25 protein-coding genes and 1 pseudogene are annotated in these 22,549 nt (G+C 65.3%); 14 read left to right on the forward strand and 12 right to left on the reverse strand.

The window, feature by feature from the left end:
* Positions 1–66: 66 nt before the first annotated feature.
* From ASG67_RS11910 to ASG67_RS19515, 3 genes are all read right to left on the reverse strand, one after another.
* Positions 67–1,944, reverse strand: a complete 1,878-nt coding sequence (locus ASG67_RS11910) for a beta strand repeat-containing protein (protein WP_056530211.1) — start codon at positions 1,942–1,944, stop codon at positions 67–69.
* Between the two features lie 198 nt (positions 1,945–2,142).
* The gene (locus ASG67_RS11915) at positions 2,143–3,282 is read right to left on the reverse strand and encodes a helix-turn-helix transcriptional regulator (RefSeq protein ID WP_056530213.1); all 1,140 of its coding nucleotides are present in this window, start codon (positions 3,280–3,282) and stop codon (positions 2,143–2,145) included.
* A 314-nt stretch (positions 3,283–3,596) separates the two neighbouring features.
* Entirely contained in the window at positions 3,597–3,836 is a 240-nt protein-coding gene (locus ASG67_RS19515) for a hypothetical protein (RefSeq protein WP_056530216.1), read from the reverse strand.
* A gap of 6 nt (positions 3,837–3,842) precedes the next feature.
* On the opposite strand from ASG67_RS19515, the pseudogene ASG67_RS19840 reads away from it, so the two are divergent.
* Both ASG67_RS19840 and ASG67_RS19520 read left to right on the forward strand, forming a co-directional pair.
* Positions 3,843–3,965, forward strand: a pseudogene (locus ASG67_RS19840) (Crp/Fnr family transcriptional regulator); the annotation flags it as partial.
* 3 nt (positions 3,966–3,968) lie between these two features.
* Positions 3,969–4,424 carry a Crp/Fnr family transcriptional regulator gene (locus ASG67_RS19520; RefSeq protein WP_235535177.1) on the forward strand — a complete coding sequence of 152 codons (456 nt, stop codon included), beginning with the start codon at positions 3,969–3,971 and terminating at the stop codon, positions 4,422–4,424.
* A gap of 78 nt (positions 4,425–4,502) precedes the next feature.
* On the opposite strand, the gene ASG67_RS11930 is transcribed toward ASG67_RS19520, so the two are convergent.
* Both ASG67_RS11930 and ASG67_RS11935 read right to left on the reverse strand, forming a co-directional pair.
* Positions 4,503–5,222: a PEPxxWA-CTERM sorting domain-containing protein gene (locus ASG67_RS11930; RefSeq protein WP_162244350.1), complete on the reverse strand. Its 720-nt coding sequence runs from the start codon at positions 5,220–5,222 to the stop codon at positions 4,503–4,505.
* A gap of 134 nt (positions 5,223–5,356) precedes the next feature.
* On the reverse strand, positions 5,357–6,499 hold the full coding sequence (locus ASG67_RS11935; protein ID WP_235535178.1) for a beta-N-acetylglucosaminidase domain-containing protein: 1,143 nt from the start codon (positions 6,497–6,499) through the stop codon (positions 5,357–5,359).
* 57 nt (positions 6,500–6,556) lie between these two features.
* On the opposite strand from ASG67_RS11935, the gene modA reads away from it, so the two are divergent.
* From modA to ASG67_RS11950, 3 genes are read left to right on the forward strand one after another with little or no spacing between them, the layout of a single operon-like run.
* Positions 6,557–7,351, forward strand: a complete 795-nt coding sequence (gene modA, locus ASG67_RS11940) for a molybdate ABC transporter substrate-binding protein (RefSeq protein ID WP_321163539.1) — start codon at positions 6,557–6,559, stop codon at positions 7,349–7,351.
* Between the two features lie 2 nt (positions 7,352–7,353).
* Positions 7,354–8,040 carry a molybdate ABC transporter permease subunit gene (modB, locus tag ASG67_RS11945; RefSeq protein WP_056530224.1) on the forward strand — a complete coding sequence of 229 codons (687 nt, stop codon included), beginning with the start codon at positions 7,354–7,356 and terminating at the stop codon, positions 8,038–8,040.
* Positions 8,040–8,825, forward strand: coding sequence for an ATP-binding cassette domain-containing protein (locus tag ASG67_RS11950; protein ID WP_056530227.1), 786 nt, complete (start codon positions 8,040–8,042; stop codon positions 8,823–8,825). The genes modB and ASG67_RS11950 overlap by 1 nt, the downstream gene beginning before the upstream one ends.
* A 392-nt stretch (positions 8,826–9,217) precedes the next feature.
* Here ASG67_RS11950 and ASG67_RS11955 read toward each other — a convergent pair whose 3' ends face one another.
* The 6 genes from ASG67_RS11955 to ASG67_RS11980 form a co-directional block, all read right to left on the reverse strand.
* Positions 9,218–9,568: a hypothetical protein gene (locus ASG67_RS11955; protein ID WP_056530230.1), complete on the reverse strand. Its 351-nt coding sequence runs from the start codon at positions 9,566–9,568 to the stop codon at positions 9,218–9,220.
* A complete protein-coding gene (locus ASG67_RS11960) occupies positions 9,565–9,999 on the reverse strand; it encodes a hypothetical protein (protein WP_156460779.1) in 435 nt (144 codons plus the stop codon). The genes ASG67_RS11955 and ASG67_RS11960 overlap by 4 nt, the downstream gene beginning before the upstream one ends.
* Before the next feature lie 491 nt (positions 10,000–10,490).
* Positions 10,491–11,198: an NTP transferase domain-containing protein gene (locus tag ASG67_RS11965; protein ID WP_056530236.1), complete on the reverse strand. Its 708-nt coding sequence runs from the start codon at positions 11,196–11,198 to the stop codon at positions 10,491–10,493.
* 15 nt (positions 11,199–11,213) lie between these two features.
* Complete coding sequence (locus tag ASG67_RS11970; protein WP_056530238.1) at positions 11,214–12,305, reverse strand: inositol-3-phosphate synthase; 1,092 nt, start codon at positions 12,303–12,305, stop codon at positions 11,214–11,216.
* Positions 12,306–12,312: 7 nt separating this feature from the next.
* Positions 12,313–13,179 (reverse strand): CDP-alcohol phosphatidyltransferase family protein, encoded by an 867-nt coding sequence (locus ASG67_RS11975; protein WP_056530241.1) that lies wholly within the window; start codon positions 13,177–13,179, stop codon positions 12,313–12,315.
* 43 nt (positions 13,180–13,222) lie between these two features.
* Complete coding sequence (locus tag ASG67_RS11980) at positions 13,223–15,268, reverse strand: NAD(+) synthase (protein WP_056530244.1); 2,046 nt, start codon at positions 15,266–15,268, stop codon at positions 13,223–13,225.
* A gap of 159 nt (positions 15,269–15,427) precedes the next feature.
* Here ASG67_RS11980 and ASG67_RS11985 point away from each other — a divergent pair, with 159 nt between their 5' ends.
* A complete protein-coding gene (locus ASG67_RS11985) occupies positions 15,428–15,745 on the forward strand; it encodes a DMT family transporter (protein WP_056530247.1) in 318 nt (105 codons plus the stop codon).
* Between the two features lie 117 nt (positions 15,746–15,862).
* Here ASG67_RS11985 and ASG67_RS11990 read toward each other — a convergent pair whose 3' ends face one another.
* Positions 15,863–16,273 (reverse strand): VOC family protein, encoded by a 411-nt coding sequence (locus tag ASG67_RS11990; protein ID WP_056530631.1) that lies wholly within the window; start codon positions 16,271–16,273, stop codon positions 15,863–15,865.
* A 283-nt stretch (positions 16,274–16,556) separates the two neighbouring features.
* Between ASG67_RS11990 and ASG67_RS11995 the strand changes: the two genes are divergently transcribed.
* The 8 genes from ASG67_RS11995 (at position 16,557) to ASG67_RS12025 (ending at position 22,536) form a co-directional block, all read left to right on the forward strand.
* Positions 16,557–16,910, forward strand: a complete 354-nt coding sequence (locus tag ASG67_RS11995) for an ArsC family reductase (protein WP_056530250.1) — start codon at positions 16,557–16,559, stop codon at positions 16,908–16,910.
* 71 nt (positions 16,911–16,981) lie between these two features.
* Positions 16,982–17,326, forward strand: coding sequence for a hypothetical protein (locus ASG67_RS19705; protein WP_268796290.1), 345 nt, complete (start codon positions 16,982–16,984; stop codon positions 17,324–17,326).
* The gene (locus ASG67_RS19530; protein WP_235535179.1) at positions 17,293–17,439 is read left to right on the forward strand and encodes a hypothetical protein; all 147 of its coding nucleotides are present in this window, start codon (positions 17,293–17,295) and stop codon (positions 17,437–17,439) included. Before ASG67_RS19705 ends, ASG67_RS19530 begins: the two co-directional genes overlap by 34 nt.
* A 42-nt stretch (positions 17,440–17,481) precedes the next feature.
* On the forward strand, positions 17,482–18,369 hold the full coding sequence (panB, locus tag ASG67_RS12005; protein WP_056530253.1) for a 3-methyl-2-oxobutanoate hydroxymethyltransferase: 888 nt from the start codon (positions 17,482–17,484) through the stop codon (positions 18,367–18,369).
* A gap of 90 nt (positions 18,370–18,459) precedes the next feature.
* On the forward strand, positions 18,460–19,191 hold the full coding sequence (locus ASG67_RS12010; RefSeq protein ID WP_056530256.1) for a tetratricopeptide repeat protein: 732 nt from the start codon (positions 18,460–18,462) through the stop codon (positions 19,189–19,191).
* Complete coding sequence (locus ASG67_RS12015; protein WP_056530258.1) at positions 19,188–20,513, forward strand: PQQ-binding-like beta-propeller repeat protein; 1,326 nt, start codon at positions 19,188–19,190, stop codon at positions 20,511–20,513. The genes ASG67_RS12010 and ASG67_RS12015 overlap by 4 nt, the downstream gene beginning before the upstream one ends.
* 106 nt (positions 20,514–20,619) lie before the next feature.
* Complete coding sequence (gene der / locus ASG67_RS12020) at positions 20,620–22,002, forward strand: ribosome biogenesis GTPase Der (RefSeq protein ID WP_056530260.1); 1,383 nt, start codon at positions 20,620–20,622, stop codon at positions 22,000–22,002.
* A 108-nt stretch (positions 22,003–22,110) separates the two neighbouring features.
* On the forward strand, positions 22,111–22,536 hold the full coding sequence (locus tag ASG67_RS12025) for an Hpt domain-containing protein (protein WP_235535180.1): 426 nt from the start codon (positions 22,111–22,113) through the stop codon (positions 22,534–22,536).
* Positions 22,537–22,549: the final 13 nt, after the last annotated feature.

The following is a 22,549-nucleotide window of genomic DNA, read 5'->3' on the forward strand; positions in this document are numbered from 1 at the left end:
TGACGCTCCTCGATAAAGGGAAAAGAACCGGCGGCGCCAAGGCACCGCCGGCTTCGAGGGAGTCGATTACATCGAGATATCGCCGGCCGAGACCGCGACGCTGACGTTCGCATTCTGCGATGCGCCGACGCCGGTGTTCTGGTTCAGCGCCTGCATACCGGCGAAGTTCTGGAAGGAACTGCCATCGGTGTTGATGCTGTTGTTGGTGTTCGGGCCGCCGCTGTCGCCGCCGGTATAGGTCACCGTTACCCCGGTGACGTAGCTGGACAGGGTGGCACTGGCGACCAAGGCCCCATCGCCGAACACATTGCTGGTGCTGGCAACGCCGGTCTTCATCGACGTATCGGTCATGTTGTTGCTATTGGTGACCGAGCTGTCGTTGCCACTGTCGGCGACGCGGATGGAGTTATCCGAGTTGTCCGACTGATCCCGGCTGTCGTTGTTGCTGTTGTTGACCGAGTTGTTGGAGCTGTTCGACTGGTCACGGCTGTCATTGCCGCTGTCGGCCACGCTGATCGAATTGTCCGAATTGTTCGACTGGTCGCGGCTATCGTTGCCCGAGTCTGCGACATTGGTCGAATTGTTCGAGTTATCGGTCGCCGTGCTGCCGTTGTTGGCGGAACGACCCGAGGCCGTGCTGTTGTTCGAACTATCGTTGCCGCTGTCGGCCACGTTGGTCGAACGATCCGAATTATCGTTGCCGCTGTCGGCGACGTTGGTCGAATTATCCGAGTTGTCGTTGCCGCTATCCGCCACGTTGTTCGTCGTGGTGGAATTGTCGCTGCTGTCGGTGACGTTGGAATTGTCACTGGCGGCGACCCGGCCACCGGTGGTCGTGCGATTGTCCGACGAGTCGGTCGACGCATCGTTGTTGCTGTTCGAACTGTCGTTGCCGCTGTTCGTGTTATACGAGGCGACGGTCGTGTCGGTCGACAGGTCGTTGCCGTTGCCGGAGTCGGCGACGTTCGTCGAATTGTTCGAGTTATCGTTACCGCTGTCGGCAACGTTCGTTGAGTTGTTCGAGCTATCGTTACCCGAATCGGCGACGTTGGTCGAATTGTTCGAATTGTCGGTATTCGTCGTCATCGTCGAGGACGTCGAGTTATCGTTGCCGGAGTCGGCGATATTGGTGGAGTTGTTCGAACTATCGGCAACATTCGTCGAATTGTTCGATTGATCGTTACCGCTGTCAGCGACATTCGTCGAGTTGTCCGAATTGTCGTTGCCGGCATTCGAGTTATCGGTCGACAGATCGTTACCATTGCCGCTGTCCGCGACGTTGGTGGAGCTGTTCGAATTATCATTGCCGCTATCGGCGACATTAGTGGAATTATTCGAATTGTCGGTCATCGAATTGTTCGAGCTGTCGTTGCCGCTATCGGCCACGTTCGTCGAATTGTTCGAATTATCCGTCGTCGAGCTGTTGGAATTGTCATTACCGCTGTCAGCAACGGCCGTCGAGTTATCCGAGCTGTCATTCGCCGAATCAGCAACGTTGGTCGAATTATTCGAGTTGTCGTTGCCGCTGTCGGACACGTTGGTCGACAGGTCATTGCCATTGCCGCTGTCGGCGACATTGGTCGAGCTGTTCGAATTGTCGTTACCCGAATCGGCCACGTTGGTGGAATTGTTCGAATTGTCATTGCCACTGTCAGCAACGGCGGTCGAGTTGTCCGAGCTGTCGTTAGCCGAGTCAGCGGTATTCGTGGAGTTGTTGGAATTGTCGTTGCCGCTGTCGGCGACGTTGGTCGACAGGTCGTTGCCATTGCCGCTGTCGGCAACATTGGTGGAACTGTTCGACTGGTCTGTCGTGGCGGAGGAGCTGTTGTTGGCGGCGGTCTGGCCGGCGCCGGCGGTGTTCGTGGTGTCCTGCGCGATGGCGATGGACGGCGCCGCGATCAACAGTGCGGCGACGGAACAGGAACGAAAGAGCTGGGTCTTCATCGGACATCCTTCCATGAATTACGCCACGCCTGCCGTTGCTCCGAACCGACGGAGATATGGAAGGGACGGTGCGGCGCCTGGATCGGCACGGTGGAAACATCCTCCCTATCCGGCAGTGGCGCTGCCCCAGCTTGGTAGAATAGCGCCCCCCCGTTCATCGACTTCGCGTCCCCCGATTTGGGGGGGCGACAGGACCGATCAGATCAGGGTGGCGCGACTGTTCGGGGCCGCCCGCACCGCGCTTTTTAGCAGCAACGCGACCAGTTCGGCCTGACGGTTCGTGTCGGTTTTCAGGAAGATCTGCTTCAGGTAGGACCGGGCGGTCTGTTCCTGTACACGCATCCTGACTGCGGCATCCGTTAGCGACAGCGAACCGGCCAGCAGGCAGGCCAGACGGGTTTCGACCGGCGACAGTGCGTACAGCTTGCATACGGGTGAAAGCAGCGCGTCGAGATCGCGATCGGGGTCGAATATCCGCACCACGGCAGCGACGTCGTCATCGCCCGTGCCGTGCGCCGCGTTCGGCAGGATCACCGCGAGGAGTGGCCGGCCCGCCTTGCGTTGCAGGGCGACGACCGGCGCCTCCGCCACGCTTGCATCGCGCGGAGTACCGCCACTCGACACATGTTCAATCGCGGCCTGCAAGCGCATCGTATCGGCGAGCCGGGTAGCGCTCAGCATCGATCCCGCACGGCGGATGCCGTCGTTCCTCGCTAGCATCAGTTCGGCGGCAGCATTCACGAACACCAGTTCGCCGTGCCCATTGACCAGCACCGTGCCCACATCGCTGCTGTTGATCGCCGATGTCAGACCCTGGATGCGCGCCATCGCGCGTGACCGCAGCGACCATAAGCGAAAGAACGGCTTCACCATCGCGATCAGCCGCGCGCCGATATCACGCGTATCGATATAGGTGCCCTCGCCGTGAAGCCGCACGGCGATCGTTACGGTGGCAACGCCGTCGCTGGCGGGAATCCGGGCCGTAACCATCGTCGATCCGCCCGGCTCGTCGTTCTCGCGCGCATGGCAGATCGGGGTCTGTTGGATAGCCGCAACCTTTGCCGCCGCGATCATGTCCCGTTCCGCCGACGATCCGGGTTCGCCGGTGCCACTGACGAACATCACGCGCGGTTGATCGTCTGCATCATGCCAAGCGGCCATCACGCCATCGGTGGCCAGTTCATGTGCCACTTCGTGCATCATTTCGGCGAGCGGTTCATAGCCGTCATCGCCGATGTCGCCTCGATCGGCGCCGGTCTCGGTGCGACGGAATTCGGATAACAGAATGATGTTCGGCGAATGCCGATCCTGCTGGGCGACGTGCAAGCGCGTGGCCATCCCGGTAATCCTCCCTGTCACGGCAACGCACCGCCTGCGCCGGTGGGCGTGCCGATCGTCGTCTCTATGAGCTGGATTGTCCGCACGCACCGGCGCCATGTCGGCGTCGGGCTTTCGATGTTCATCCAGCTGTCATCCAGTGTTCATCGCACCATTCCAGATGACGGCAGAACAACAAAAGTTCAGCGCCTTCGATCTTCTCAACAACATAAGTTTGGTTGATATTTCAGATCGCGTCCGAAATGATGACGCTGTACCTTGGAAGACCGGCAATAGTTTCGATTCCGTACCATTTCGGGACGAAGAATCCTTCATCATTCGTTCAGATGATGGCCGATGATGGGGGTAATGCTATCCATAACAATAATGACCCTTAGCATCGGGTCGAGAGGGAGGGCGCCGTGGACGATAATCCGCTGATCGCGCGATTGCAGCATTGCTGTCGACTCGAAGAACGAGACATTCGGGAATTGCTCGACCTGTGTTGGGATGTTCGTGACATCGGTCGCGGCGTCAACATCGTCCATGACGGCGAACGCGCCGATCGCGTTCATCTCATCATGAGCGGTTGGGCGGCCCGCTATAAGTTATTGCCGAGCGGCGCACGTCAGATCACCGCTTTGCTCTTGCCCGGCGACCTTTGCGATCTGCGGTGCACTATGCTGGCCCGGATGGATCAGGGGATCATGGCGCTCACGCCTGTGCGCGTCGCCTATATCCTGCCGCAGGCGATCAATGCGCTGGAACGGACCGACCCGATGGTCGGACATGCGCTGGCGTGGTGTTCGCTGGTCGAGCAGGCGATATTGCGCGCATGGATCGTCAATATGGGTCGTCGCCACGCACTGGAACGCGTGGCGCATCTGTTCTGCGAGCTGTCCGAACGCCTGGCGATGATCGCGCCGGATGGACAGGGGCCGCGCTTTTATCCGCTGACGCAGGAGGAGATCGCCGACACGCTGGGTCTGACGCCGGTTCACGTCAACCGCGTGCTGCAGGACTTGCGAAGCCGGGCGATGATCACGTCCCGCCGGGGCGGTTTGACGGTGCTGGACCTGGTTGGTCTGCAGCGATTGGCGGGATTCAACGGGGCCTATCTGCGCCCGCAGACGGTGCCCGTCGCCGAACTCGCTATCGCCTGAGAGACAGCGCCACCGTCCACACGCGAAAAAAGCCGCCGACCGATGGGCCGACGGCTTTCATTCCGAACCGCTAACGGATCAGGCGTAGGTGACCGACTTGTTACGACGGCGATAGCGCATCGCCGTGCCGACCATGCCGAAGCCGAGGAACATCAGCGCCCAGGTCGAAGGCTCGGGAACGGCGAACACGACGTTATCGACCTCCAGCGAGTTACCGCCGCTGATGAAGTTGATGCCGCCGATCATCGCGTCGCCTGCGCTGCGCGTGAAGGTAACGCGACGGTTCGTCTGCGGAATGTCCTGGTTGCCATTGGCGTTGGCCGTGAACAGGCTGCCGGCGAACGTGCCGATGACCTGACCGGTCGTGCTGAGCAACTGGACCGAATTGAACGAGTCGATCGAACCCAAGAAGAAGCTGACCGTGTCGAAGCCCGTGCTGGACTGAAGCATAGCCGAACCACCGTTCAGGACGGCAAGATAGTTGCTGCCGTCGCTGAATGCGGGCTGCGCATACTGGTTGTTGAGATCGCCGTTGACGATCGACGAATTGACCGTGTTCAGGGAGAACCCGGTCGGCAGCGCACCGTTGAAGGTGATCGCGGTACCGGTGGGTGCTGCGAACGAGGCCGCACTGCCCAACTGGGTAACGAAAGTTGCCGCCGAAGCAGGCGACGCGATCGCGGTAAACAGACCGGCTACTGCCGCAATTTTCATAACCATAGAGATACTCCCTTTAAGCAGAAGGTTGGCCTTCGCCGTTCCAGCACCTCGCCAGAGCGCACGGTCATGGCCGTCCATCCGAGCGCTTAACGCAGCCTTTAGGTTTTGGTTGCAGCGCAGCATAGTTATAATCACGCATTCACTAAGATTTTGTTCCCGAATCGTGTCAAAAAGACACACTGAGGTCGCGATACGGCAAAGAAAGGGTTTGTTTACTGGGTATGAACGTCCTCTGCGGATACTTTATATCCGGAATTGAGCCATTTTAGGATTTCCGCAACGATGGGATGGTTGACGTCCTTATACCGTTTCGCCAGCGAGTCGCGCCGTGCCGAAAGGCGGCCCAAGCCACTGTCCTGAAACGACAATAAGTCTGCCTCAAGCATGGCGGCGAGTGGATCGCCGCCGACCGTGGAGGCCGCCTGCCGGAATGCGGCCATGTACCGATAGGCATCTTTCCTGTCGTATAATATCGGCAACGTCAGTGCGGGGATGCAACCGAGCAGCGGTTGCAGCGCCGGATTGATGGCGTGGACCTGAAGATGACGGGCATTGGCGGCGGATCGGCCGGTGAAGGCGCGTAGGTGCAGGTGATCGGACATACGCGGGCCGTCGTTCACCGGATAATTGTCCCACAGGCACACCGGCCGCCCCAGACGGGCAGCGACATCGGCAAGATGGCCAGGGCCGATCTCCCGCGAACACACCTCTTCGCCCGTCCAGTAGATGCGGATCGCCGGGTCGAGTAGGCGGCCGAGTGCCTCCAGATAACCTGCCGGTCGTTCGCCGAAGACGCGATCGAGCACGCGATCGTCCGAATAATAGGTCGGGCACATATAAACCCGGGTCGCGGATGTCCGGCTCGCACAGAAATCGACGATCACCACCTGCCGTTCGGCCAGATCGGGCAGGTCGCCGCGCATGTCGTCGAACAGGATGGCGAGGTCGTCGATGCCGATCGCATCCAGTGCGGCGAGTCGGGCGGCGAGTCGCGTGCGTGCGGACTCGTTGAAATCGACATGCACCTCGAACGGGGTCAGGCCGACACCGAATCGCACCCCCATTGACCGGCAATGCGCGGCAAACGCGGCGATCGCCGCTGTGGCTTCCGGCGGATGCGGCTCGTCCCAGCGGCGACGGAGGTGCGCGTCGCCCTTGGGGGCATAATGGTAGAAGCCATAGCCGGCGGGGGCGAGGTGATCGATCACCGCGGTTCGTTCCTCCCAAGTCCAGGCGGGGCCGAAGAATGCTTCGATGATCCCGAGTTCGGGCGTGGAGTGAGTCTGCATCCGCCCGACATCGCGCAGCGGGCGGGGGGGTGTCCAGCGATCGGCCACCGATTCGGCGGGCGTCACCCTTGCCCCGCCGATGCTGCCCGGTATAGCCGGCCGTATATGGCGGTGGAGGACGGCGTGCGGATATATCGCGTGATGGGCAGGCGGATGGTGCTGGGCTTGGCGGCTGCGCTCGCCGGTATCGGCATGGCGCCGGCCCTTGCCGCGCAACCGCGCGAGCCGTTGACCGTCTTCGCCGCCGCCTCGTTGACGGATGCGCTACAGACGGTCGGGCGCGCGTACACGCAGCGGACGGGCCAGCCGGTGCGGTTCTCCTTCGCGTCCAGCGGCACCGGTGCGCGCCAGATCGAGGCGGGGGCGCGGGCCGATCTGTTCGTGTCGGCCGAACCGTCGTGGATGGATCAGTTGCAAAAGGCCGACCGGTTGCAGCCGGGTGCGCGCCGCGATCTGCTCGGCGGGCGGCTGGCGCTGGTGGCGCCGCGTGCGAGCCGGATGAGCTTGCGCATCCGGCCCGGCTTCCCGCTGGCCGCCGCGCTGGGCGATCGTAACCGGCTGGCGGTCGGCGATCCGCGCAGCGTGCCGGCGGGGCGGTATGCGCAGGCGGCGCTGACCCGACTCGGCGTATGGGCGTCGGTCGCCGACCGGCTGGCGCCGGCGCAGGACGTGCGGGCGGCGCTGTCCTATGTCGCGCGGGGCGAGGCGCCGCTGGGCGTCGTGTACGAGACGGACGCGGTGGCCGAACCGGCGGTCAGGGTCGTCGGCCTGTTCCCCGCCGCCAGCCATCCGCCGATCATCTATCCCGCCGCCGTGATCCGCGGCGCGAAGCCGGGGGCTGTGGCATTCTATCGGTTCCTGGGCGGCGCCGAGGCCAGGGCGATCTTTCGCCGCTATCGCTTCCGGCCGCTCGGCTGACGATGCTGACGCCCGAGGAGTGGGAGGCGCTGGGGCTCAGCCTGCGGATCGCGGGGGCCGCGACCTTCTGGGGGCTGATTGCAGCGACGGCGTTCGCTTGGTTGCTGGCGCGGGTGCGGTTTCCGGGGCGGTTCCTGCTCGATGCGCTGCTGCATGCTCCCTTGATATTGCCGCCGGTGGTGATCGGCTTCGTGCTGCTGATCCTGTTCGGGACGCAGGGGCCGATCGGGCGCTGGCTGGACGAGGTATGGGGCATCCGGCTGGCCTTCACCGCAGCGGGGGCGTCGCTGGCGGCGGGGGTGTCCGCCTTTCCGCTGATGCTGCGTGCGGTGCGGCTGTCGATCGAGGGGGTCGATCCGCGACTTGAAGAGGCGGCGCGCAGCCTGGGGGCGGGGCCGTGGGACCGGGCGTTCACGATCGTGCTGCCGCTGGCGCTGCCGGGGCTGGTCGCGGCGGCGGTGGTCGGCTTCGCAGCGGCGCTGGGCGAGTTCGGGGCGGTCATCACCTTCGCCGCCAACATCCCCGGCGAGACTCAGACGCTGCCGCTGGCGATCTATGCGGCGTTGCAGGTGCCGGGCGGTGAGGGCGCGGCGGCGCGGCTGTCGGGCATCTCGTTCGCGGCGGCGCTGGCGGGGCTATTGCTGTCGGAGCTGTTGTTGCGGATCGGTCGTCGCCGGGCGGGGCGGTGATGCGGGTCAGCGCGCGGCACCGGCTGGGCGAGTTCCGGCTGGACGTGGCGTTCACCGGGCCGAAGGACGGCATCACCATGTTGTTCGGGCCATCGGGCGCGGGCAAGTCGGTAACGCTCGCCATCGTTGCGGGGCTGGTCCGCGCGGACGCGGCGATGGTGGCGGTGGGCGACCATGTGCTGACCGACACCGCCACCCGCATCGCGGTGCCGGCGGAGCGACGGCGGATCGGCATCGTTCATCAGGACGCGCGCCTGTTCCCGCATTTGTCGGTCGATCGCAACCTGACCTATGGTTGGCGGCGCGCACCCAAGGCGGCGTCGGACGGGCGGCGGATCGAGCGCGACGCGGTGATCGAGGTGCTGGCGATCGGCCATCTGCTGGATCGCCGGCCGCTCGACCTGTCGGGCGGCGAGCGGCAGCGGGTGGCGATCGGCCGCGCACTGCTCAGTCAGCCCGACCTGCTGCTGCTCGACGAGCCGGTATCGGCGCTGGACGAGGCGCGGCGCGGCGAGGTGCTGGGCTTCATCGCCGCGCTGAAGCGGTTCGGGCTGCCGATGCTGTACGTGACCCACCGCGAGGACGAGGTCCGGCTGCTCGGCGATCATCTGGTGCGGATCGAGGCGGGGCGGGTGGTGGCCGAAGGCACGCCGGCGGCGCTGCTGCCGAGCGGGTTGGTAACGGGCGAGGCGGTGGCGCCGGGGCTGGTGCGGATCGGCGGCGAGACGATCGCCGTGCCGGGGCTGGATGCGCCGGTGGGAGCGGCGGTGCGGGTGTCGTGGTGACGGGCGGGGCGTGTCACTATGTGGAAGGTTAGGCTAAGGTTAGGCCAACCAGTCCTATTTTTCCCGCGCGCGATGATGAGAAAGAACAGCGATCATATTGGCTCGCGGGTTACCATCATTGGGGACTGTAGGACAGCGATAGGCCGCAAACTGCAGATGACGGATGGCGCAATTCGGGTTGCCCACTGATTTCTGCGGAGCTTCGAAAGGGCTTGGCGGTACTCGTAACGTCACTCGTGGACTTGGCTCGGGTTGGCTACGGCAGCGGTAGCGAAAGCCGCGACATCCGCGTCGGAAATTTTTGACAGGTGCGACCCGCGCGAGGTCAAATCAGGTATTCCTGCTTCACAGCCGGACTGGCCAGGGCCCAATGGTTTCACCGTATGGCAGTTCTACGATTGGATGTTGGCGGGTCCGCGCGGTGATGCGGCCAGCTGCGCCACCGGCCAAGCGAGGAGGTTACCGAGCGAAAACAGGCCAAGTAGCTGGACGACATCGCCAGCATTCGGCGTTGATCCTCCCAGCAGGGCATGCGCCGTTACCAGCGTCATGAGGGCGTTCTGCGCGACGAAGACCAGCGATGCGCGTCGGAATGCGAATGACGCGACCAGCAACGCGGCTATGGCGACCAGCGCCCATTCACCCCCTTGAGGATTGCCCAGAAACGCGGCCGCGACAATGGCGTAATCGAAAACCGCCAAACACGGCAGCGCCAGTGCACCCAGGATCGCGATGCCCCTCATCGCCGCCCTCTCAGCGCCGCGGCGAAGATCGCCGGCGCATTCTCGGTCCAGACCTGCGCCACGCGCGATCGCCACAGCACTCCGGTAGCGGTCGACTGTAGCGCGGCATTGCCTTCGCCATAGGTTATCAGTTCCACCCGGCCATCCGCGCGCAAACGGCCAAATCGGAGAACGAAACCTTCGTCCATCGCGTGCTGTCCCTTGATCGTATAATTGATGATCGTCAGGCTGCGGTGCGGGTCGGTAGATGGAATGGTGTAGGTGTTGACCAGATTATCGCCTCCGTCCCACGGCACCAGTGGTCCGACGTCGTTAAGCGTACCGATACCTGAAGGTGCGCCGTCCCGTCCCGGCGTCGGATCAGCAGCCAACGCTTGGCCGACGAGCAGTAGGCCCGCCGCATTCGATAGCGTCGCGGGTGCAAGATTCACCACAAGATAATCGTGTGAGAAGAAACCGGGCGAGAAACCTTCTGCACCAACATTGTTTGGCAATGTGAAGCTGGGAAAGTCCGACCGCTCGGGATTGACCAGGATGCGTCCATTCCTGACTTCGGCGCGGGCAAGTTGTATCGGTGGTCCAGACGTGAAGCGCGGATCAGCCACAATTCGCCGGAGGGCCATTTCGGCCGACTGTCGGGTGCCGCTCGGCGTGTCCAGCCGTGCCGCGATCAGGGATGCCGCGCTTTGCCTGAACACGACCGCTCCTATTCTGACAGGCGAAAGAGTATGGGTAGTGGCCCCATCCCTGTCAAACCACGTCGTCGCCAGGCGTATAGTTCACGTTACCGGGCAAGTAGGACAAACCCGTTCATCGCCATTCCAATGGCAAGAGACTCAACGAGTTCAGAGAAGTTTGCTGGATCCAAAAAAACAACTAGCTTTTCCGAACCCCGCTGAACGACCGTCCAGCACCGCCGATATCAGGCGGCCAGGGCCAGCCGCCACGCCTCGGCCTTCGCCAGTGCGGGCGCGTCGTCGACGTCGATCCAGTCGAGGTCGCTGCAATCGACCACATGGGCGCGGCGATCGGCGGCGAGGAGGCGCATGCCTTCGGTGAGGGAGGGGGCGCCGAGGCTGCCGAGCGCGGCGAACAGGCGGGGGCCGATCGCGAAGACGCCGGTGTCGTAGCAGTCGGCGTCCGCCATGCCCTTGCCGATCGCGACGATGTCGTCGCCATCGGTCTTCACCCAGGTCACGTCGTCGGGATCGACCCAGGGGTGGCCGATGCGGCGATCGATGCCGAGGGTTGCGCCATCGCCGATGCCCGTGGTGGCAAGGCGGGCGTAGAGAGCGGGGGCGACGAGGTGGTCGCACATCGCCAGCACCGCCGGTTCGCCGGCCAGCGCAGGGGCGGCGGCGAGGACGGAGACACCGTTGGGCTCGCGGTGGTCGCGGGTCATCACCGTCTCCACCGCCAGCGGCCAGGCGCGGCCGGCGAGGTGCGCCGCGATCGGCTCCGCGCCGTAACCCAGCACGACGATCGCCCGCGTCAGCCCCGCCTCGGCCATGCCGGTCAGGGCATGGTCGATCAATGGCCGGCCGGCGACCGGGCAGAGCGGCTTGTACGGCGCCGCCGGTCGCAGCCGGCTACCATAGCCGGCGGCGAGCAGGACGGCGTTGCGGATCATCGCGTCGTTATCCCGTCAGGCGGCCGCGATGAACTTCTCGACCTCTAGCTGGGCGAGGTCGTCGGTCATCTGGGTGCGAGGGTGCTTGCAGAAATAGGCGCTGGCGGGGTCGATGACACCGCCGATGCCGCGATCCTTGGCGATCTTCGCACAGCGGATCATGTCGATCGCGACGCCGGCGGAATTGGGCGAATCCTCGACCGAGAGGCGTAGTTCCAGGTTCATCGGCACGCCGCCGAACAACTGGCCTTCCATGCGCAGGAAGCAGACCTTGTTGTCGTTCTGCCACGGCACATAATCCGACGGGCCGATATGGACGTTGTCGTCGTCGAGGCGTTCGGCGGCGACCGATTGCACGGCCTCGGTCTTGGAGATCTTCTTTGATTCCAGACGGCGATGGTTCGACATGTTCAGGAAGTCGGTGTTGCCGCCGGTGTTCAGCTGGTAGGTGCGGTCCAGCTTCACGCCGCGCTTGGCGAACAGGTCGGTCAGCACGCGGTGCACGATGGTCGCGCCGAGCTGGGCCTTGATGTCGTCACCGACGATGGCGACGCCGGCATCCTCGAACCGCTTGGCCCAGACCGGGTTCGACGCGATGAAGACGGGGATGTTGTTGACGAAGGCGACACCGGCTTCCAGCGCGCATTCGGCGTAGAATTCGGTGGCTTCCTGCGAACCTACCGGCAGATAGTTCATCAGGACGTCGGCGCCCGTTGCCTTCAGCTCGGCAATCACGTCTTCCTTCGACGGCTGCGTGTCGTTGGCGACGATGAAGGTGCGGTCGTCCTTGTAATCGGCCATGTGCTCGGCGACGCCGTCCAGCACCTTGCCCATCTTGACGACGGTGCCGGTGGCGGGAAGGTTGGCGGCGAAGACGGCGGTGCAGTTGGGCTTGGCGAAGACCGCCTCGGCCACGTCCTTGCCGACCTTGCGCGCATCGACGTCCCATGCGGCCACGACCTTGATGTCGCTGGGGCGGTAGCCGCCGACTTCCCAATGCATCAGACCGACGGCGTCATTGGTCCCTTCGCCATAATGCTCCAGCCCCTGAACGAGCGAGCTTGCGCAGTTGCCGATGCCGACGATGGCGATCCGGATGTTGGCCATTACAGTCCTATTCCTTGACGAGATAACGCGCCGGCGCTTCGGCCGGGGCGGGAGAAGTTGAATTCAGCAGCGACCGTTCGACCCGGCGATGCCAGGCGAGACCGGCAACCGCGATCAGCGTGAGAGGCACGATTTCGAACCACCAGAAGATGCGTGGATCGCCGATCAGGCAGGCGATGAAGATCATCCCGACGCGGACATTGGCGGTTTCCAGCGACAGCAGCCGCATCGGTGGCACGGCGGCGGCACCATAGCGCGCGCCCAGCACCTGCGGTTCGGGCGACGCGGCGAGGCGATGTTCGAATGCGCGCGCCAGCCGATCGGGGCTGCCGGCGAACCAGTCGTACAAGCGGACCAAGCCGCTGTCGCTGGCCGGCGTCGTGGAGGCGACCAGCGCCGTTCCCTTGATCCGGCGGTGGAATCGGCTGCGCTCGCCCTCATACAGGCTCGACTGCACGGCATGGGCGGCACCGGCGGCGAAGGCGAGGACCCAGCCACCGACCGTGCCGACCTCGATCGCCAGCACGACATAGATCAGAGCGAAGACACCGTGATCGCACAGGCCATCGAGCATCCGGCCGAGCGGGCTGGCGGTGCCGGTCGCGCGCGCGACCATGCCGTCCAGACCGTCGGCGACCAGCCAGCCGACCGACAGGACCAGGCCCAGCACCGCCAGCGGCCACGCATCGAACCGTGCATAGGCCAGTGCCGCCGCCGCCCCCAGCACCAGTCCCGCGACCGACACCGCATTGGCCGAGATGCCGCGCGCAAGAGTCCACGGCAGCAGCAGGCGGCTGGTGGGATGGATCAGCCAGAGATTGGAAGGGTCCTCGATCCGGCGATCGCGCGATCCATCCGGTGGAGGCACTGTCATAGGCTGGCGACAATGCGCCCGTGCGCGATTTATTTCAAGATGGTTACGGCAGGTTGACGTTCAGTTCATCGATCCACACCTGCGCCGTGCCGTCGGACGGGGCGCGCCAGTCGCCCCGCGGGCTGACCGCGCCGCCGGCCGACACCTTGGGGCCGTTGGGCAAAGCGGACCGTTTGAACTGGCTGGTCTGGAAGAAGCGATAGCAGAATTTCTCCAGCCAGTGGCGGATCGTCGGCAGGTCATAGGCGACACGCGCGTCCGCCGGGAAGTCCGCCGGCCAGCGGCCCGCATCCACGTCGCGCCAGGCGTGCCACGCCAGGAACGCGATCTTCGACGGGGCTAGGCCGTGGCGCAGCACGTAATGCGCGAAGAAGTCGTTGAGCGCGTACGGGCCGATCATCGACTCGGTCGATTGCAGCGCGCCGTCCGCGCCCGCCGGCACCAGCTCGGGCGAGATCTCCTGCGCCAGGATCGCGGCGAGCACATCGTTGGTCGCCGCATCATACTGGCCGTCGCGGATGCACCAGCGGATCAGGAACTGGATCAGCGTCTTGGGCACGCCGGTGTTGACCGCATAATGGCTCATCTGGTCGCCGACGCCATAGGTGCACCAGCCGAGCGCCATCTCGCTCAGATCGCCCGTGCCCAGCACGATGCCGGCGCGCTGGTTGGCGAGGCGGAACAGGTAATCGGTGCGCAGCCCCGCCTGCACGTTCTCGAACGTCACATCATATTGCGGTTCACCGTCGGCGAAGGGGTGGCCGATGTCGCCGAGCATCTGGCGGGCGGCGGGGCGGATATCGATCTCGTCGGCGGTGCAGCCCAGCGCGCGCATCAGCGCCCAGGCATTGGCCTTCGTCCCCTCGCCGGTGGCGAAGCCGGGCAGGGTGAAGGCCAGGATATCGGCGCGCGGGCGACCCAGCCGGTCCATCGCCTTGGCCGCGACGATCAGCGCGTGGGTGGAATCCAGGCCGCCAGAGACGCCGATCACCAGCGTCTTCGCCTGCGCCGCTTCCAGCCGCTTCGCCAGTGCCTCGACCTGGATGTTGAACGCTTCGAAACAGTCGGCGTCGCGCCCGGCGGGATCGTTGGGGACGAAGGGGAAGCGGCGGACGGCGCGTTCGAGACCGTGGTCGCCGACATCCTCACCGTGTGCGAAGCCGATGCGGCGGAAGCGGGTTTCGAGGTGGCCGGCAAACATCGCGGCGTCATTGAAGGTGCCGAAGCGGCTGCGCTCTTGCGCCAGTCGTTCGGTGTCGATGTCGGCGACGGTCAGGTGCGGTTCGCGTGAGAAGCGGGGCGATTCGGCGATCTGTTCGCCCAGTTCGTGGATCAGGCCCTGCCCGTCCCACGCGACGTCGGTGGTGCTCTCACCGATCCCGGCGGCGGCATAGACATAGGCGCAGACGCCGCGCGCCGATTGCGCGGCCGCCAGCATCGCCCGCTCGCGCGCCTTGCCGATGACGATATTGGACGCCGACAGGTTGCAGCAGATCAGCGCCCCGGCCAGCGCGCCCATCGTCGAGGGCGGGGTGGGCGCCCAGTAATCCTCGCAGATTTCGGCGTGGAAGGTGAAGAAGGGCAGGTCGGTGGCCGCGAAGATCAGGTCGGGGCCGAACGGCACATCCTCGCCATCGATCTCGATCGTCAGGCCGGTGAGGCCGCCGCCGCTCGCGAACCAGCGCTTTTCGTAATATTCGCGGTAATTGGGCAGAAACGTCTTGGGCACGACGCCCAGCACCCGGCCGCGCGCGATCGCGACCGCGCAATTGTACAGCCGGCCGTTCCGCTGGAGCGCGGCGCCGACGAGCAGCACGGGTTTCAGGTCGACGCTGGCCGCGACCACCGCCGCGATCGCATCTCGCGTCGCGCGCTGTTGTGCGGATTGCAGGTGGAGGTCGTCGATCGCGTAGCTGGTGAGGTTCAGTTCGGGGAATACCACCAGATCGACCCCGCGCGCATCCGCGTCCCGCGCCAGCGCGATCGTCGCCGCTGCATTGGCGCGCGTGTCGCCGACGCTGGCGCCGGGCGTGGCGGCGGCGACGCGCACCATACGCTGGCGGTGGAGCGAGTAGAACGGGTGGGTCATGATGAGGCTTCTACCCGATTTGACCGATCGCACCACGCCCCCGCGATCGTAGTCAAAAGAGCCACGGCCGATTATCTGACGCCCGCGGCGACCACGTTCCCGTCCCCGCGTCCGGGGTGTTCAAGACCGGGACGGCCCGGCAGCCTGAAGGAGGCTGTCATGGCGTGGATTTCCCTGGTGCTGGCCGGTTTGTTCGAGATCGTGTGGGCCGGCGCGATGAAGCAGTCGCACGGCTTTTCGCGACTGTGGCCGAGCGTCGTGACGATCGGCGGCATGTTCATCAGTTTCGGCCTGCTGTCCTGGTCGATGCGCACATTGCCGCTGGGGACGTCGTACATGATCTGGACGGGGATCGGCGCGGTGGGGGCGTTCGTGGTCGGGATCATGGTGTTCGGCGAAGCGGTCACGCCGATGCGCGTGATGGCGGCGTTGTTGATCGTCGGCGGGCTGGTGATGATGAAGCTGGCGACGCCGTGAGGGGGGTGGATGCTTTTAAGCGGCGTCCGGGATTGGTGGTAGCAGACAAGCGGCTTTCGGCAAGACAGATGGTAATAGCCGACATTTCCGTGCTGCCGCTTTTCGCGAAAAGGACGCTCAATCGTGCATGATCTCTGGGGCGGCGAAAGGCTCGATCAGATCCCAGCGGTTGCCGTAGAGGTCCTCGAATACAGCTACAATGCCATAAGGTTCATGGCGAGGCGTCTCAACGAAACAGATACCCCGCTGCGTGTAGGCGAGGTGGTCACGGGTGAAGTCATCCGTTTCTAGAAACAAAAAAACTCTACCGCCGCTCTGGTCGCCGATCGCCCTACGTTGCCTTTCACCGACAGCCCGCGCCAATAACAGTCCACTGGTCGCGCCGTATGGCGCAACCACGACCCACCTCTTGTCGTCTGTAAGCGCGGTGTCCTCCCGTAACTCGAAGCCAAGCTTCCCGACAAAGAAGGAGAGAGCAATGTCATATTCGTCCACGAGGAGGGCGGTTAGATTCAAACGCTGGGGCATCTGGTTACGCTGCCCCAATCTGAGCGTCGAGCAAACGCCATCGCCCGTCTAAATTGCTCGGTTGGTAACGGGGCACCCCGTTTCCCAAAATCTGTTCCCGATTGTCCATCCTCGAAATGGCCTATCGGAGACAGAGAAAAAGAAAAGATCGCGCTTAACGAATGGCCGGTCTCGGGAGCCCAGATCGCCATCCCAACGTCCACTAATAGGCGCCAGCGGAATAGCTGCTATTTCCATTCGCACTGGTCAACCTAGTACCAGACTCCAAACATCGAGAACCCGTATGGCCGTCACCCTATTCGGCATCCCCAATTGCGACACGGTGAAGAAAGCGCGCACGTGGCTCGATGCGCAGGGCGTCGCGTATGACTTCCACGACTACAAGAAGGCCGGCGTGGACGAGGGGCAGTTGCGTGGGTGGGTCGATCGGCTGGGGTGGGAGACGGTGTTGAACCGCAAGGGGACGACGTTCCGCAAGCTGCCCGAGGAGACCCGCGCCGATCTGGATGCGGAGAAGGCGGTGCGGATCATGCTGGCGCATCCGTCGGCCATCAAACGGCCGATCGTGGTGACGGGGGGTGAGGTGCGGGCCGGGTTCGATTCCGATGCCTATGCGGGGCTGTTTCCGGGCCGCTGAACGCGGCGGTACCGGTACTTGCCTGATCGCGGCGGGCGGCGCACACCTGCTGGCGGGCAGAGGGGGCGGTGATGGGCGACTGGGGCGGTTATCGGGGGCCGGACCGGCGGCGGGTGCCGCGGTGGTTCTGGCTGGTGGCGATCGCGTTGATGCTGTGGGGCGCGATGGGGATCGTCAGTTACATCCAGCAGGTGCGGCTGGGCGCGGAGGCGATGGGGCCGTCGACCGCCTATGACCGGATGTTTTATGGCGCGCTGCCGGTCTGGTACAATCCGCTGTTCGCGATGACGGTGGGTCGGGTTTTGCCGGCGCGCTGGCGCTGTTGTTGCGATCGACGGTGGCGCGGCAGTTCTTCATCGTGTCGCTGGTCGGGATCGTCGCGATGTTCGGCTGGGTGTTCGTGGCGACCGACCTGATCGCGCACAAGGGACTGGCCGAGGCGGCGGGGTTTCCGGCGCTGATCCTGGGGGTCGGCGTGTTCCAACTGTGGCTGGCGTCGCGCGCGCGGCGGCGCGGCTGGATCGGTTGAGGCGCTGGATCGGTTGAGCAGGCGGGGGTAAGGATCGCGGCCATGTCCACGACCTATACGCTCGACACCGCCACCAGCCGCGCCAACCCGACGCCGGCCCCGCTGAAGCGGCTGACCGTGCCCGCCATGCGCGCGCGCAAGTCCAGTCGCGAAGGCGGTGGCGAGCCACTGGTGATGCTGACCGCCTACACCGCGCGCAACGCGCAGTTGCTCGATCCGCATTGCGACATGCTGCTGGTCGGCGACAGCCTGGGGCAGGTTATCTATGGCCTGCCGTCGACGGTGCCGGTGACGCTGGCGATGATGGCGGCGCACGGCGCGGCGGTGGTGCGCGGCAGTTACCATGCGGTGGTCGTCATCGACATGCCGTTCGGCAGTTACGAGCGGTCGCCGGAACAGGCGTTCGACAGTGCGGCGTGGCTGTTGAAGGAAACCGGCGCGGCGGCGGTGAAGCTTGAGGGGGGCGAGGCGATGGCCGCGACCGTCCGCTTCCTGTCCGAACGCGGCATTCCGGTGATGGGTCATATCGGCCTGACGCCGCAGGCGGTGAACGTGCTGGGCGGTTATGGCGCGCGTGGCCGGACTGAGGCGGAGGCGGCCAAGATCGCCACCGATGCCACCGCCATCGCCGATGCGGGCGCGTTCGCGATCGTGGTGGAGGGCGTGGTCGAACCGATCGCGATCGCCATCACCCATGCGGTGGATTGCCCGGTGATCGGCATCGGCGCATCGGCGCAGTGCGATGGGCAGGTGCTGGTGGCGGAGGACATGCTGGGCCTGTTCGACCGCACCGCGCGCTTCGTGAAACGCTACGACGATCTCGCCACGCGGATACAGGATGCCGCCGCGCGCTATGCCGCCGACGTCAGGGCGCGCAGCTTTCCCGGCGTGGAACAGGTGTACGCGGCCAGGGCGCCGGCCGCGGATTGATCCGCTTCCGTTTCGCGGGCAACGTCGCTAAAGGCGCTGGTTCCCAAATCCTGCCCGTTTTTTCCCGCCTGCCTTTCCCGGAGCTAGTCCTTGGCCCTGCCGCCCGACACCAATGTGGCCTTTCTTCGCGAAGTCGATGACGAGGTTCGCCGCGATCGCCTGACCAATTTCTGGACGAAATGGGGGCTGTGGTCGATCGCTGGCGTGGTCGCCGCACTGGCGCTGCTGGGCGGGTTCCTGTTCTGGCAGCACCGCAGCCGCGAGGCCGCCGGTGCCGAGGGTGAGCAGTTGCAGACCGCGTTCGACGCGCTGGGCCAGGGACAGTTCGACAAGGCCGCCGCGCCGCTGAAGACGCTCGCCGGATCGGACGCCGCCGGATACCGGGCGCTGGCCAAGTTCACGCAGGCCGATCTGTTGCTCCAGAAGCAGGACCTGAAGGGGGCGGCGGCGATCTTCGCCTCGGTCGCCACCGACACCGGCGTCGGCCAGCCGTTCCGCGATCTGGCGCTGATCCGCCAGACCGCCGCGGAGTATGATACGCTGAAGCCGCAGACCGTGGTCGAGCGGATGCGGCCGCTGGCGGTGCCGGGCAATCCGTGGCTGGGCAGCGCCGGCGAGATGATGGCGCTGGCGCAGATCCGCCTGGGCCAGCAGGCGCAGGCCGGCCAGTTGTTCGGCCGGATCGCGCGGGACGAGGGCGTGCCCGATTCGCTGCGTCAACGTGCCGTTCAGATGGCGGGCGTATTGGGCGTGGATGCCCTTCCGTCGGGTGCGGCCGGAAAGCCCGCCGGCACCACCAATCAGGATAGCCCGTCGCAATGATCAAGCATTTCCGCGCCCCGGTGATGGTGGCGGCTCTGGTGGCGCTGAGCGCGTGCGGCATCTTCAAGGGCGGTGGCCCCAAGAAGACGCCGACCGTCGGCGAACGCGTGTCGATCCTGACGTCCGAAAACGGCGTCGCGACCGATCCGTCGCTGGCCGATGTGCAGGTGACGTTGCCCGCCTCGGCGGCGAACGACGCGTGGTCGCAGCCGGGTGGCAATGCCGCCAAGTCGATGGGCCAATTGGCGCTCGGCGCGACGCCGGCCCGCGTGTGGCAGGCGACGATCAATGGCGGCTCCCCGCGGGAGCGGCTGGCGGCGACGCCGGTGGTGGCCGAGGGCAAGATGTTCGTGATCGACGTCGCCGCGGCGGTGCATGCGATCGCGGCCGATACCGGCGCGACGCTGTGGACGGTCGAACTGTCGCCCGGCAAGAAGAACAGCGGATCGCGCTTCGGCGGCGGCGTGAGTTACGACGACGGCAAGGTCTATGCCGATGACGGTCTGGGCGACGTTGTCGCGCTGAACGCGGCGGACGGCAAGGAATTGTGGCGGGCCAAGCCCGGCGGTCCGCTGCGCGGGGCGCCGACGGTCGCCAATGGCAATGTGTACGTCCTGTCGCAGGACAACCAGATCTTCGCGATCAACCAGGCCGACGGCAAGGTGCAATGGGCGCAGTCCGGCACGCTGGAGACGCAAGGCGTGTTCGGCGTCGCCGCGCCTGCCGCCAGCCAGGGTTCGGTCGTCGCCGGCTATTCGAGCGGCGAACTGTCCGCCTATCGATACGAGAATGGCCGCGTACTGTGGCAGGATGCGCTGTCGCGCACGTCGATCGCCACGTCGGTGTCGAGCCTGGCCGATATCGATGCGGCGCCGGTGGTCGATCAGGGTCGCGTCTATGCGGTCGGGCAGGGCGGGCGCATGGTCGCGCTGGAACTGTCGACCGGGCAGCGGCTGTGGGAGCAGAACCTCGCCGGTATCTCGACACCGTGGATCGCGGGCGAATGGCTGTTCGTGGTGACCGACGATGCGCGACTGGCGGCGCTGTCGCGGGCGAGCGGCAAGGCGCGCTGGATCGCGCAACTGCCGCGGTTCCGCAACATCAAGAAGCGGTCGGGGCCGATCACGTGGTTCGGCCCGGTGCTGGCGGGCAACCGGCTGGTGATGACCAATTCGCGCGGCCAGATCGTCTTCGCCTCGCCCACCGATGGCAGCGTGATGCAGACGATCGAGACCAAGGTGCCGTTCGGCCTGTCGCCGATCGTCGCCAACCAGACGCTGTACGTGCTGGACCAGAAGGGGCAGATCGCGGCGTATCGTTGATCGGGATTGCCGGGATCGCGGCGGTCCGCGCCTGATGCCACGGATCGGATTTTGCGGCTGATACCGGCGGGGTGACGCCGCCCCCGTCTGCGGCTACAGCGCCACGATGCCCAAACTCCCCGTGGTCGCGATCGTCGGCCGGCCGAATGTCGGCAAATCGACTCTGTTCAACCGCCTCGTCGGCAAGAAGCTCGCGCTGGTCGATGACCGGCCGGGCGTAACGCGTGACCGGCGGGAGGGCGATGCCAGCCTCGTCGGCCTCGAATTCCGCGTCATCGACACCGCCGGATACGAGGATCACGACGCCCAGACGCTGCCCGGCCGGATGCGGTTGCAGACCGAGGCGGCGATCGGGCAGGCCGATGTAGCACTGTTCCTGTTCGATTCGCGCGCCGGCATCGTGCCGCTGGACGAGGAGATCGCCCGCTGGCTGCGCCAGTCCGCCACCCCGGTGATCCTGGTCGCGAACAAGGCGGAGGGCACGAGCGGCAATCAAGGCATCCTCGAATCGCTGAGCCTGGGCTTTGGCGATCCGGTGCAGATGTCCGCCGAGCACGGCGAAGGTGTGGGCGACCTGTTCGAGGCGCTGGTCGCGATCATCGACAAGGACAAGGACGAGTTCCCGCCCGAGGAAGATGAAGAGGATGACGAGCGGCTCGACGCGCCGTTGAAGCTGGCGATCGTCGGCCGGCCGAATGCTGGCAAATCGACGCTCATCAACCGGATGCTGGGCGAGGATCGCCTGATCACCGGGCCGGAAGCGGGCATCACGCGCGATTCGATCGCGGTCGACTGGACGTGGATGGACCTGCTCGGCCGCCCGCACGCGGTAAAGCTGATCGACACCGCCGGCATGCGCAAGAAGGCGAAGGTGCAGGACAAGCTGGAGAAGATGTCGGTCGCCGACGGTCTCCACGCCGTCGATTTCGCCGAGGTCGTCGTGCTGCTGCTCGATGCGACGCTGGGGCTGGAGGCGCAGGACCTGCGCATCGCCGACAAGGTGCTGTCCGAAGGCCGCGCGCTGGTGATCGCGCTGAATAAATGGGACATCGCTGAAAACGCGTCGTCGCTGTTCAACGGCGTGAAGAAGGCGCTGGAGGACGGCCTGAGCCAAGTGAAGGGCGTCACCGTCATCACCGTGTCGGGCGCAACCGGACGCGGGATCGACCAGTTGATCGGCGCGGCGTTCGAGGTGCGCGAGGCGTGGTCGAAGCGGGTCGGCACCGGCGAGCTGAACCGCTGGTTTGAAAAGGCGATCGAGGCCAATCCGCCACCCGCGCCGGGCGGCCGCCGCATCAAGATGCGGTACGTGACGCAGGTGAAGACGCGGCCGCCGAGCTTCGTGATCTTCGGCACGCGGGTCGACCAGTTGCCGGCCAGTTACGAACGGTATCTGGTCAATTCGATGCGGCGCGAACTGGGATTCGGGGCGGTGCCCGTCCGTGTGACGATGCGCGCGCCGAAGAACCCGTTCGATACGAAGGAGTAGGTTCGGCGGGATAGGTCCGATCCTGCGCAAAACGGCCTGCGGCAACCTTCTGTTTACCGGATTGCGGTACCTCCCGAGGCTGGAACCGGAAGTCGCGGGAGCAGTCGGGTGTCGTTGGACGGAAGCACGTTGGTGGATGGGGTGGCCTTTGCGGCGGCCAAGTCCGAACTGGGAACGGGCTTCGTGCGCATTCTCGGCTATTTTCGCGAGGATGGCGTGAAGTCGGTCGCCGCGATCGAGGCGGCGATGCGCGCGAATCAGGCAGCGGCGCTGGTCATGCCGGCGCACACGCTGAAGGGTGAGGCGCGGCAATTCGGCGCGATGCCGCTGGCGGCGCTGGCCGAGACGATCGAGGTCGTGGCCCGCGACTGCGTCGAGCGGCAGGACACGCCCGAGGAAGCGCTGGAGCAGGTGACGCGCTTGCGGCCGCTGTTCGAACAGACGCTGGCGCTGCTGGAGCGGGAGGCGAATCCGGTGGTGCCGGTGCGCCGTCCAGCCGCCGGCGGATTCGGTCGCCGCGCGATGCCGGGCTGAGTCAGAGCGGGCC

The sequence above is a fragment of the Sphingomonas sp. Leaf339 genome, from assembly GCF_001426195.1.
Lineage (GTDB): Bacteria > Pseudomonadota > Alphaproteobacteria > Sphingomonadales > Sphingomonadaceae > Sphingomonas.

Coding starts and splice junctions, on each gene's coding strand:
- ASG67_RS11910 (WP_056530211.1), bottom strand. CDS start 1,944: ATGAAGACCCAGCTCTTTCGTTCCTGTTCCGTCGCCGCACTGTTGATC.
- ASG67_RS11915 (WP_056530213.1), bottom strand. CDS start 3,282: ATGGCCACGCGCTTGCACGTCGCCCAGCAGGATCGGCATTCGCCGAAC.
- ASG67_RS19515 (WP_056530216.1), bottom strand. CDS start 3,836: ATGAACGCGATCGGCGCGTTCGCCGTCATGGACGATGTTGACGCCGCG.
- ASG67_RS19520 (WP_235535177.1), top strand. CDS start 3,969: ATGGCGCTCACGCCTGTGCGCGTCGCCTATATCCTGCCGCAGGCGATC.
- ASG67_RS11930 (WP_162244350.1), bottom strand. CDS start 5,222: ATGGACGGCCATGACCGTGCGCTCTGGCGAGGTGCTGGAACGGCGAAG.
- modB (WP_056530224.1), top strand. CDS start 7,354: ATGCTGACGCCCGAGGAGTGGGAGGCGCTGGGGCTCAGCCTGCGGATC.
- ASG67_RS11950 (WP_056530227.1), top strand. CDS start 8,040: ATGCGGGTCAGCGCGCGGCACCGGCTGGGCGAGTTCCGGCTGGACGTG.
- ASG67_RS11955 (WP_056530230.1), bottom strand. CDS start 9,568: ATGAGGGGCATCGCGATCCTGGGTGCACTGGCGCTGCCGTGTTTGGCG.
- ASG67_RS11965 (WP_056530236.1), bottom strand. CDS start 11,198: ATGATCCGCAACGCCGTCCTGCTCGCCGCCGGCTATGGTAGCCGGCTG.
- ASG67_RS11970 (WP_056530238.1), bottom strand. CDS start 12,305: ATGGCCAACATCCGGATCGCCATCGTCGGCATCGGCAACTGCGCAAGC.
- ASG67_RS11975 (WP_056530241.1), bottom strand. CDS start 13,179: ATGACAGTGCCTCCACCGGATGGATCGCGCGATCGCCGGATCGAGGAC.
- ASG67_RS11980 (WP_056530244.1), bottom strand. CDS start 15,268: ATGACCCACCCGTTCTACTCGCTCCACCGCCAGCGTATGGTGCGCGTC.
- ASG67_RS11985 (WP_056530247.1), top strand. CDS start 15,428: ATGGCGTGGATTTCCCTGGTGCTGGCCGGTTTGTTCGAGATCGTGTGG.
- ASG67_RS11990 (WP_056530631.1), bottom strand. CDS start 16,273: ATGCCCCAGCGTTTGAATCTAACCGCCCTCCTCGTGGACGAATATGAC.
- ASG67_RS11995 (WP_056530250.1), top strand. CDS start 16,557: ATGGCCGTCACCCTATTCGGCATCCCCAATTGCGACACGGTGAAGAAA.
- ASG67_RS19705 (WP_268796290.1), top strand. CDS start 16,982: ATGGGCGACTGGGGCGGTTATCGGGGGCCGGACCGGCGGCGGGTGCCG.
- ASG67_RS19530 (WP_235535179.1), top strand. CDS start 17,293: ATGTTCGGCTGGGTGTTCGTGGCGACCGACCTGATCGCGCACAAGGGA.
- panB (WP_056530253.1), top strand. CDS start 17,482: ATGTCCACGACCTATACGCTCGACACCGCCACCAGCCGCGCCAACCCG.
- ASG67_RS12015 (WP_056530258.1), top strand. CDS start 19,188: ATGATCAAGCATTTCCGCGCCCCGGTGATGGTGGCGGCTCTGGTGGCG.
- der (WP_056530260.1), top strand. CDS start 20,620: ATGCCCAAACTCCCCGTGGTCGCGATCGTCGGCCGGCCGAATGTCGGC.